Origin of the sequence: Micromonospora sp. NPDC005194 (genome assembly GCF_040608335.1) — a bacterium.
Taxonomy (GTDB): Bacteria; Actinomycetota; Actinomycetes; order Mycobacteriales; family Micromonosporaceae; genus Micromonospora.
Genome location: NZ_JBEXIA010000051.1, coordinates 23,423 through 33,415, shown reverse-complemented (window position 1 = coordinate 33,415; position 9,993 = coordinate 23,423). Strand labels below are relative to the sequence as shown.

Here is a 9,993-nt window from a genome sequence, read left to right as displayed (position 1 = left end):
GCAGCCGGCCGGGCCGCGCGGCCACGAGCCCACGCGGCGTAGGGGAGCGCACGCCGGCCGCGTCGGCGAGCTGGCGGCGGTCGCGGGGTTGCGGTTACTGCGCCTCCGGCGGGGGCGCTCCGGCTCCAGGATGGCCGGGGCTGCGCCGGCGGCTTGCGGTCCGTGGGTGGTTGCGGTAGGCCATCCCGCCTGCCGTCGACCCGGGCTAGCCGAGCAGACCACCGCCCGGCCCGCCAGCGTCCGAACCTGTGTCAAGGTCCGCTTGACTTGGCGGGCCGGGCGGCGGCCCGCTCCCCGGAGGTCGGGTCGATGGCAGACGGGATGGCAAGTTCGACACGCCTGCTGCGCCGTTTGCTGCCCGACCGTGGCGGCCGATGCCTAGCGGTCGGCCGTTGCGCGGGCGATCAGGGGAGGCCCCTGGTCGGGCAGGACAACGATGAACTGCCACGGTCCGTTCTCGACCCTAGCAAGCCCGACCGATCCGTTGACGCTAAGCGCCGCGACCATGGCGGGGCCGCCTTCGACGATCCGGTCCAGCTGGGCGTAGTGCTTGGCCAGGCCGACGGCGGGGCCGTTGATCCACAGCTTGATCTCGGCACCTCGGCGCAGAGCGTCGAGCAGTTCCTCGCGCAACGGTCCCGCCGCAGCCGCCAGGATCCGGTCGTGCAAGCGTTCCTGTCCGCAGGGCCGGGTCGGGGCGACGGCGGCCTGCTGCCGGCAGGTCGGGCAGGCCGAGGCGTCCTCGCGGTCGAAGAGGTGTAGGTACACCTCGACCTGGTCCTCGACGAGGCCGCACAGGGTTCCCTCGCCGCCCCAAGCATGCTCCACACCCGGTGTCAGCGGGCAAACTGCGGCGCCGAACTCGGCCGGGACCCGTGCACTGGCGAAGGACCAACCTTCTTGATCAGCAGAAGTCACTGCGCGAGGTTACCGACCTAAGGCTTGAGGCGTTGCACCTCGGCCGCCAAGATCAAGGCGAGATGCAGGCAAAGAGCCTCCCCGGCAGCGGCGGGGCACACAGGGGGCACAAGGTGGCGTGAGACGTCGTCAAGCAGCGATCAACGCTGGCAACCCGGAACGCCGTCTGAGTAGGTGTTGAGCGCCGTCTCCGCTGGTGGCGGGGTAGCGGCTCCGAGTTCCGCTGCAACGTTTGACTATCGGATGGTCGGGGGATCGGTGGGATCGACTTCCCGAGTCATGAGCGCGAAGCGGCGAGAGCACTCGACGCACTCGTCCAAGTGCAGGCTGGTGACCGGCGATTTGCCCAAGGGCGGTGTGTCGATGCGGACCGCGAAACGTGTGCGGACCAGCGTATGGTCTGGGCCCTCCTCATCAATCTCGACGAGGACGGGCGGCGTGCCAGGGGAGCCACTGCCCGACGCCGTCCATCTGTATCGCAGGTCAACCGCGCCCTGGTCAGGGCAACTCCAGGTGAGTTGACTTACTGAGGCACCGCCAGCGGCGTTGGCCCATGCGGTCCAACCCGTGCCGTCGCCCCGAAGGCAAACCCAACTCGACTCCATCGACCCGTAGTCATACGGGCCGCTGTCCCACAGTCCCACGAGGTTTTCGTCCCGCATGCGTCGCATGATCTCAGCAATCCATGCGCCTCATCCCTCCTTCCTGGGCTTGATCCGACTGTCCGTCCAGGGGAGGTGAGTGACTAACTGGGTGACGACGGGCGCGAGCGGCGGTGGATCTCCACGGACGTTCGTGGACCGCTTCCGCAGTTCGGCGCCCATTGCAAGGCAGGTCAGCGAGCCCTGTTGGTTGCCTGGGGGTCAAGGGGTCGCGTCTGCGACTGGAAGGAGTTCGTCGTAGGAACCCTCTCGAACTGCACCTGCCTCCGTAAGGAGTAGCAGCGGAAGTCCTCTGCGCGCGGCCTCTCTGACCTCGTATCTCGTCCAGGGTGTCTGGGCGTAATGTGGAGACAATACTGCTATGAAGGTGCTTGCAGCTTCGAGCGCGGCTATTACAGCGACATGGCGGTTAACGTTCGGTGGGTGATGTAGATCGTCGATATAAACATCACCGATCGCGCCGAGTTGCAACTCGACCTCGGCAAGTCGCCCGAGAGGATTGTCGCGCCTGCTGTAGCTAACGAAAGCGTTCATGGGGACGCCGTGGTTGGTGAGTTAATGACGTTGGAGGCGTATAGCATTAGCGCCAGCAGGACTGGGGCTGCGAGCAAAGCGTAGTAGGTCATTGATCCGTTGAATGCTGCTCTGAGTGGCGACGCTGCTGACACACTTGGTGGCGTCCAACCTTCATCGCAACGCGCTGCCCTGCGCCGCCAGATGGTGTCCATGGCGACCCTAAGTCGTCGCTGGTAGTAATAGCCAACCGCGTCTGCGAGCCAGAAGAAGCAGATGACGAGGAGGCCCGAGACGAATACGGCCGCAGTGAGACGTCGGCCGGAAAACAGCGCGACGAGCGTGCCTGTCGGAACGAGGACGGTCGCGCACAGCTTTTTAATCTCAAAGCAAGAGTCAGCAGCTTTGAGGGTTGCTGCGTGGAGTTGATCGATCAACTCCTTGTCCAGGTCGTCCGCCGTCACCTTGCGCTCTGGCGCGCGCTCGCCTCTGTCGATGCCAAGGTCCGGCAATGGGGCAGCCTTGCGGAGAGCTTGCGAGGTAGCGGCACCGGCCAGCGCACCCGCTACCGCAGCGATGAGGGTTGGGCGCTGCGTGCTCATGCGGTGATGGTGCCAGATGGCGAAACGCGAGCGCTCGGCAGACAAGCTCGGCGCGCGCCACGTGGCCGCAAGCAGCTTGCCGGCAGGGGAGCGCAGGCAGCGACGCCGTATGAACGACACCTACAGCCACGCCGCCAGGACCAAGATCATGCCGTATCCAGGCCGTCGTAGGGGAACCCGCAGTGCCTAACGCTGACTATCAATGCCAGGCGTAACAGCAGTTCAGAAGCCAAGTCGTCCACTTTGATCGGCTACGCCCCCGCTGTTGATCAATACAACGCCAAGTAGCGCGGGCGTCAGAGAAGGTGAAAAACCTTGGCAGCGAGTTCGCGTACTCGCGCCCACTCAGGAGCCTCGTGGAGTGCCGCGACGGTCCAGAGCTCAGCGTGATCAGCGCCGCTCATGCCGGTCAGAGCCTCGTCCAGGGCCGAGAAGGCCGCTACTGCATCAGGCGGGAGCCAACCTGCCTCAACCCACTGCGGCAGTAGGAGATGTCCGTCCTCGAACTCCAGCGCCAATTCGTCGACCGATACTTGAATTTCAAGCGACTCCAGCCACGCCACTTGCTGCGTCGGGCTGAGTGCCAAGACCGCCGTCGCTCGAACGAAGGCTCCCAGTTGCTTCGGGTGAGGGGCGTCCACATGGCGAGTATCCCCCGGCTGCCGGCGATGTCGGGTCTCAGAACCTGCATGACAGATCGGTATCAGGGCCTGCGTGACAAATCAGCCTAGGGGTGTTTGGTCACCTAGTTCCAGAAGTAGTCGGTGTTCGTACCCCACCGCGACGAGTCGAGTCGGCTGTCGAGCTGGATTGACGATCGGCCGCCATCGAGTAGACCACCGTCCGCGGCAAATCTCGGCATCAGCGCCAGCAGTGCGGGGGTGCCGAAAAGCGCCACCGCGAGACCGACCTCGACGGGCTCCAGCTGGGACCGCTCGACGAGGTCGCCATATCGAACCCGGGCGGCAGCCAACGCTTGTGCCCCGGCGACGGTCCGGCGAGGCAGAAACCAGACGGCGATGCCCACGAGTACCACGACGGCCACGAGTCCCTCTGTCACATCGACTGCATTTAGCGCCACCAACCGCGCGAGCAATGCCGGGGGCAGCGCCACCAGCAGGACCGGTATCAGCACCCTCCGGCTGGTCGCCCGCACGAGTCCCCGCTCAACCAGGCTCCGCCGCACATCGCGAAGTGCACGACGCACCCGCTTCTGGCTGGCCAGTTCTCTGGGCCCTAATGAGCCGTACAACGCGGCGTACAGCGCACGCTCCAGCGGCTCAGCATCCCGCGGAAGCGATCCAATCCGGCGGATTCTGCCGACGCCCGGCGCCAAGAGCCCGCGCGCGTGCAGCATGGCCAGACCAGCCATCACCGCCCCCCGGTTACCACCGCCCAACCAGCCGATCTCGGTGGCACCAAGCGGTGCGGCGTCGTCCATGCCCCCAGCATCGGACACCCGGGCAACGCTACCGCTCTCGTAACGCCCCCACCGACGCGGACAGAACGACATCCATCGCCGATGGTGAGTACCCAATGGAGTGTTCGTCATCTGTTTTCGCACGGCCGCCTCGCTGGCGAGTTCGTAGGCCCGACGCAGCGCTTGCTGGTTGGGCACGGCGTCGGACCCGCAGCTCAGATCGCTGCACGGCGGTCGGATCGGCGGAGAGGCCCCGCTCCCTCGCGGCGGCCGAGATCCGCCGGGCCAGCCCGGCATCGCGCCGCGACAGGGACACCGTCACGCCGGTGCCGCGTACGTCGATGGTCAGAAGCTTTTGCTCGGCCCCGACAGCAGCCCTGCCACGAACTGGCCGGCCGTCGCACGCGACTCGGCCCGTGCGAACCGGTCAGCGACACGCGTCACCGCCTCGTCCAGGATGACCTGCCACCCAGCGGGGTCTACGCTGTGGCCCACTGCCACCGCACGATCTTCGGTTGTCCCCACAAACCATCGATGATCAACGCGGTGGCCGTCTGCATAGCCCCACGCCACGCCCGACGCCGAAGCCAAGTGACGGTGGAGTACTAACCCAGACTCAGGTTGTGCTCCTCAAGCGCGCTCTGGATGATCTCGAGGGCTTTCGGACCCATGCCATGTAGTTTGGCCAGCTCAGTACGCGGCACTCCGGCAAGCTCGCTCAGAGCCGTGTAACCAACGTTGTTCAAGGCCCGCGTCGCTGGCGCACCGATCTTAGGCAGGGTGTCGAGGGAAGGGTCCACGCTCCTCATAATGTCGGGTCCGGTCCACAACTGCACCGTTACCCCGTACAGCACCGCGATCTGCCCCAGCCACCTCCACGCCGAAGCCAAATGACGTTGGAGTACTAACCGAGTGACGACGGGACGGACTTCGGTGGACCGGTGTGGACGCAACAGGACTGTTCTTACCGGTCAGCTGTCGTAGGGAAGCAGGTCAGGCGGCAGAGGCCAGGCACCGACGCCGTACGAACGGCACCTACAGCCATACCGCCAGGACCAAGATCCTGCCGTATTCAGCGTCGGAGGGGGCGTGCGCTGCCTACTGTTGACCGTCGATGTCAGGCGTCACAGCAGCTTAGGAGCGAAGTCGCCCGCTTTGTTCAGCTACGCCCCCGCCCTTGATCAATACAGCGCCAAGTAACGACCGTGTCTAAGGGACGTCTCGTAACTGGGTGAAGGCGTTGCCCGGGGCCGGGCTGGTGGTCAGCCGGTGAGGATGATGTTGTGGAGGTTGGCGATGCCGGAAGCGGCGTCGGCCAATGTGTGGGCGGCGCGGCGGTAGTCGCGCAGGATCTTGAAGCACTTCATCCTGGCCAGGGAGTGTTCGACCCCTGCGCGGACGGTCCTGTGTTCGACGTTGAGGGCTTCTTTCCATTCCGGCAGAGCGCTGCCGTCTGAGGGTTTGCGGTACGGGATGATCACCTCGGGGTTGCCGCGGTAGCCGCCGTCGGCCATCACCGGCCGCCCGTCCAGCTTCTGGCCGATGCCACTGGTGCGGTAGGCGATCGTGTCGTTGCGGTTGCCGGGCTGCGGGTCGCCGACGGCGATGACCAGGCGGGTGGAGGCGTCGATGGCGACTTGCAGGTTCGTTGAGTACCGGTAGTTCTTGCTCCGGGCGGCCAGGCGGTGATCGCGGGTGGGGATCAGGGTCCCGTCGACGATCGCGATCTGCTCGACCGGCCGTTTGCGCACCGGCGCCAGGGCCAGCAGCGGGCCGAGGGTGTCGATGACCCGGTGTGCGGCGGAGTGCGACACCCCGAACAGCGGGCCGATCTGGCGCATGGTCAGGTTGGTGCGCCAGTAGGCGGCCACCAGCAGCACCCGGTCGGCGAGGTCCAGGGCCCACTGCCGGCCAGGCCGGCCGTCAGCGATGGCGTCCCCGCCGCGTTCGGCGACCAGCCGGACCAGCTTGCGGAACTGGGCGGGCTGCAGCCCGGTGAACGGAAAGATCCAGTCAGGGTTGACTGCGGTGATCACCTGCACCCAGGGATCCTGACCGACCGTCCTGACTAGACAGACACCGGGGTTACGAGACGTCCCTTAGTCCCGCCACCTGCTTGACGAATCCGTTCCAGCACATGCAGGACAGTCGGCCCTGGTTCCTGAGCGCCCGCGGTCGCGGTCGCGCTCGAACTCAGGCAGAGAATGAACAATTGCCGCCAGGATGCCATGCACGAGGGGAAGGCCACCCAGCTCGCTGATCGCGACCCACGCCATGTCGTCGTGCTCTTCCGGAGCGCGGTTGGTCGGAGTGCCAGCCCAGTCCCCGATGTGCCAGACGCCCGCGTGAAGGGCCTCCTCGCCTGTGCCGTCATGCACAACGCCCAGCCGTGAGGCGGACTCCGGCACGATGTGAACGCCGAGCTCCTCGTGCATCTCACGCGCGAGGGCCTGTAGTTCCGACTCACCCGCTTCGACCTGACCCCCGGGCAGATCCCAGACGTCCGGGTAAGCCCGTTTGGTCGGCCTGCGGTGCACGAGCAGGACCGCGTCGTTGTCAACGAGTGCGCCTGTGACGACGACATGCATGACGGGAGTAGAGCACAGGGACACGACAAGTTCGCCAGAGCCAAGAAGGGCTGGAGCATGCCGCAGGCTCGGTGGCGATGCTCCGCGCGCTAGTGATCCTCAATCATTGGCTCAGCCCACGCCGCGTGGCCGAACTCCCAGGTCCAGGTGATGCCGTCCGAGTCGCCCGTGGTCAGGTTGACGGCGGCGGCGATCAGATGTCGCCCTGCGGGCACGATGGCGACTCGCTGCCGGACTCGCTTCGCGTGGCGGATTTGGTACTTCAAGCCCTCGATGTCCACGACTCCGCACCCGTCGCCCGGCTGGTCGACGGAGGTCGACTCCACCGTCACGGGCCAGCCTTCCTTCTTGGCCTTGTAGAGCCAGACCTCGAAGGCGCGTTGCTTGCCGTCGTTCTCTGATACCCGGGCGATGATCTCGATCGGGTCGGTACGGCTGTCCATCGTCGTCCTCTTGCTCAGGGCCGAGAGTGCACCTTAACGGTGGCGGGCGGCGCTCGAAAAGATCGTTGCGCGGGTCGTCACTCGTACCGGTACTTCAGCGAGTCCGCCTCCGCCTGCTCGATGTCGGCGATCGTCAGCTCCGGCATCCGAAGCTGGGCCAGCGTCACCTCCGCGGAGGTCGGCTGCGCGTCCGCTGGCAGCCACCGGTCGGGCTCCCAGACCCCGGTGCGCAGGAGCGACTTCGGGCAGTGTGGATAGACCTCCTCGATTCCCACCACCAGCGCACTGGCCGGCGGCTTACCCACGGCGGTCAGCTGCGACAGCAGGTCGGGGCGAGTGGAGACGCAGGCCCGGCCGTTCACCCGAAGCGTCGTGGTACGCCCGGGGATCATGAACAGCAGCCCGGCCCGTCCGGTGGCGATGACGTTCTGCAAAGTGTCCAGGCGCTTGTTGCCAGTCGCGTCTGGTATCGCCACCGTCCGTGCGTCCAGCACGGCCACGAATCCGGCGGGGCCGCCGCGCGGGGAGACATCGCAGTTGCCCTCGGCGTCCACGCTCGCGACCAGGACAAGCGACGAGCAGCCGATCAACCGTCGGGTCTGCTCGGTGAGTTCGGTCATCTGTTTCCGTACGGCCGCCTCGCTGGGGAGGTCGTAGGCCTGGCGCAGCGCTTGCTGGTCGGGCACGGCGTCGAGGCGGAGCGAGTCGAAGGCGGTGCTGGCAGGGGCTGGCGTCATGCCGCCGAACCTATTGGGCACCCAGCGGCCGTGGGGGACCGTGACGGCGGGTGCTCGGCTCCGCAGCTCAGGGTGCTCTGCGGTCGCGGCCGACCCAGGTGGCGACGCACACTTCGTTGCCCTCCGCGTCGGCCAGAACCCACCACATCGGCGCGTGCGCGTCGGAAACCAGCTTGCCGCCGGCGGCCAGGGCGGCGGCGATGCGCGCCTCGGCCTGATCGTGCGGAACAGCGATGTCGAGATGCATGCGGTTCCGCTGCGGGCGCGGCACGTCCATCTGCTGCACGCCGAAGCCAGGGCCACGGCGCGACGGGTCGTATAGGTAGTCGTCGCCGATCTGGAAGTAGCCGAGCACCGCACGCCAGAACGGCAGCACATCCACGCTGACGAGCGCGTCGAGGCTGACGTTGATGACCTGCACGGCTGTCGGATCGGCGGCGAGGCCCCGCTCTCTCGCGGCGGCCGAGATCCGCCGGGCCAGCCCGGCGTCGCGCCGCGACAGGGACACCGTGACGCCGGTGCCGCGTACATCGATGGTCAGAATCCGCTGCTCGGCCTCGTCGGCGAGCCGGCCGATCTCATCGACGAAAGCGATGCCCTCGGTCAACGAACCGGTGGGGAAATGGGCGGAGACCAGGTGATACAGGGAGCGCCAGTCCCCCACACCCTCGGCCGCGTGAAACTCGCTGGCCGTGATCCGCCGAGTCATGCCAGCGAACCTAACATCGGACGCCCCAACCGGAGTTCGGACGCCGGCTGCCCGCGGGTTGGCGTAGCGGCAGACGAACGTGTAAGTTGCAGCTTACACGTTTGGAGGTGGGTGGTGCGTGACCTGGCCGCTGTGCTCAATGCCCTGGCCGATCCATCGCGGCGGGTGCTGCTGCAGCGGCTCGCGCACGGGCCGGCCACCTCCGGGCAGCTCGCCGAGCTGCTCAGCGTCAGCCGGCCGGCCACCTCGCAGCACCTGCAGGTGCTGCAGGCCGCCGGCCTGGTCCGTTCGACGGCGCTGGGCCGGCACCGGTGGCACGAGTTGGCGCCGGGCCCGCTCTACCTGGTGGAGCAGTGGGTCCGCAGCCTGGCCGACACATGGGTCGCCGCCCCGACGCTTGACGACCGTGCCGAAGCACCGCAACGAACCGCCGAATCCCGCAAGGAGAACACGCCGTGACCCAGCCCGTGACCTATGTCGAGCTGAACTCGCCCGACCTGCCCGCGTCCACCGCTTTCTTCCGCGAGGTGTTCGGCTGGGAACCCCAGCCGTTCGCCACCCCGGAGTACCTGGTGGCCCCGCACGGCGACAGCCCCGGCGTCGACACCGCCCTGCTGACCTCCCGCGACGGGCAACCCCGGGCGGTGCCGGTCATCCGAGTCCCAGACCTGGACGCGGCAACCGCCGCGGTCGGCGCGCACGGCGGCACTGTCGTCGTACCGCCGTTCGAGCTGGCCGGCGTCGGCCGCGGTTGCTACGTCATCGACCCCGCCGGGCTCCTGCTCGGGCTGCACGCCTACGACAAACGCTGAACGTGGCGGACGCCGAATTGGTGATGCTAGAGGCGCGGGAACTGTCCGCTTCTTCCGCCAGTCGTGTCGAGAACGCGCTGGCGGCTTCGTCTCAGGGGAGGATGCGACTATGGCGGCGCACCAGAGCGAGGAGATCCGGCATGGCGATCCAGCGGATGGACAACGTCCTCATTGTCGTCAACGACCTCGACGCTGTCATCGCGTTCTTCGTCGAACTCGGCATGGAGCTGGAGGGCAGGGGGCCGGTCGAGGGACGGTGGGTGGAGCGTGTGATCGGCATCGACGACGTCCGGCAGGAGGTCGCGATGCTGCGGACCCCGGACGGTCACGGCAAGGTCGAGCTGGCGATGTTCCACACGCCGAAGGCGATCAGCCCCGCACCGGAGAACGCGCCCGCGAACACCCTGGGGATCCGTCGGATCATGTTCGCCGTCGACGACATCGAGGACGTCATCGCCCGACTGCGTACGCATGGGGCCGAACTCGTCGGGGAGGTCGAGCGGTACGAGGACATCTTCCTGCTCTGTTACCTGCGTGGCCCGGAGGGCATCATCGTCGGACTGGCCGAGCACCTCCGCTGAGCCGCGAG

Annotated in this window: 13 protein-coding genes; 3 read left to right on the top strand and 10 right to left on the bottom strand. The window is 67.0% G+C overall.

Annotation, left to right across the window (positions count from 1 at the left end; all coding sequences use genetic code 11):
* Positions 1–378: 378 nt before the first annotated feature.
* The 10 genes from ABZU53_RS29285 to ABZU53_RS29240 all read right to left on the bottom strand — a co-directional run bounded on the left by ABZU53_RS29285 (position 379) and on the right by ABZU53_RS29240 (position 8,592).
* The gene (locus ABZU53_RS29285) at positions 379–918 is read right to left on the bottom strand and encodes a hypothetical protein (protein WP_355068733.1); all 540 of its coding nucleotides are present in this window, start codon (positions 916–918) and stop codon (positions 379–381) included.
* Positions 919–1,781: 863 nt separating this feature from the next.
* Positions 1,782–2,114: a toll/interleukin-1 receptor domain-containing protein gene (locus ABZU53_RS29280; protein WP_355068732.1), complete on the bottom strand. Its 333-nt coding sequence runs from the start codon at positions 2,112–2,114 to the stop codon at positions 1,782–1,784.
* Positions 2,111–2,695 (bottom strand): hypothetical protein, encoded by a 585-nt coding sequence (locus tag ABZU53_RS29275; protein WP_355068731.1) that lies wholly within the window; start codon positions 2,693–2,695, stop codon positions 2,111–2,113. Before ABZU53_RS29275 ends, ABZU53_RS29280 begins: the two co-directional genes overlap by 4 nt.
* Positions 2,696–2,991: 296 nt before the next feature.
* The gene (locus ABZU53_RS29270) at positions 2,992–3,336 is read right to left on the bottom strand and encodes a hypothetical protein (protein ID WP_355068730.1); all 345 of its coding nucleotides are present in this window, start codon (positions 3,334–3,336) and stop codon (positions 2,992–2,994) included.
* A gap of 104 nt (positions 3,337–3,440) precedes the next feature.
* Positions 3,441–4,136 carry a TIGR04222 domain-containing membrane protein gene (locus ABZU53_RS29265; protein WP_355068728.1) on the bottom strand — a complete coding sequence of 232 codons (696 nt, stop codon included), beginning with the start codon at positions 4,134–4,136 and terminating at the stop codon, positions 3,441–3,443.
* Between the two features lie 1,241 nt (positions 4,137–5,377).
* The gene (locus ABZU53_RS29260; RefSeq protein ID WP_355068726.1) at positions 5,378–6,157 is read right to left on the bottom strand and encodes a transposase family protein; all 780 of its coding nucleotides are present in this window, start codon (positions 6,155–6,157) and stop codon (positions 5,378–5,380) included.
* Positions 6,158–6,214: 57 nt separating this feature from the next.
* Positions 6,215–6,703, bottom strand: coding sequence for an NUDIX domain-containing protein (locus ABZU53_RS29255; protein ID WP_355068724.1), 489 nt, complete (start codon positions 6,701–6,703; stop codon positions 6,215–6,217).
* A gap of 89 nt (positions 6,704–6,792) precedes the next feature.
* Complete coding sequence (locus ABZU53_RS29250; protein ID WP_355068722.1) at positions 6,793–7,146, bottom strand: hypothetical protein; 354 nt, start codon at positions 7,144–7,146, stop codon at positions 6,793–6,795.
* Between the two features lie 77 nt (positions 7,147–7,223).
* Positions 7,224–7,883 (bottom strand): MSMEG_1061 family FMN-dependent PPOX-type flavoprotein, encoded by a 660-nt coding sequence (locus ABZU53_RS29245; protein ID WP_355068720.1) that lies wholly within the window; start codon positions 7,881–7,883, stop codon positions 7,224–7,226.
* Positions 7,884–7,950: 67 nt separating this feature from the next.
* On the bottom strand, positions 7,951–8,592 hold the full coding sequence (locus ABZU53_RS29240; RefSeq protein WP_355068718.1) for a VOC family protein: 642 nt from the start codon (positions 8,590–8,592) through the stop codon (positions 7,951–7,953).
* A 114-nt stretch (positions 8,593–8,706) separates the two neighbouring features.
* Between ABZU53_RS29240 and ABZU53_RS29235 the strand changes: the two genes are divergently transcribed.
* The 3 genes from ABZU53_RS29235 to ABZU53_RS29225 all read left to right on the top strand — a co-directional run bounded on the left by ABZU53_RS29235 (position 8,707) and on the right by ABZU53_RS29225 (position 9,985).
* Positions 8,707–9,051 (top strand): metalloregulator ArsR/SmtB family transcription factor, encoded by a 345-nt coding sequence (locus tag ABZU53_RS29235; RefSeq protein ID WP_355068716.1) that lies wholly within the window; start codon positions 8,707–8,709, stop codon positions 9,049–9,051.
* On the top strand, positions 9,048–9,404 hold the full coding sequence (locus ABZU53_RS29230) for a VOC family protein (protein ID WP_355068714.1): 357 nt from the start codon (positions 9,048–9,050) through the stop codon (positions 9,402–9,404). Before ABZU53_RS29235 ends, ABZU53_RS29230 begins: the two co-directional genes overlap by 4 nt.
* A gap of 140 nt (positions 9,405–9,544) precedes the next feature.
* On the top strand, positions 9,545–9,985 hold the full coding sequence (locus tag ABZU53_RS29225; RefSeq protein ID WP_354861881.1) for a VOC family protein: 441 nt from the start codon (positions 9,545–9,547) through the stop codon (positions 9,983–9,985).
* Positions 9,986–9,993: the final 8 nt, after the last annotated feature.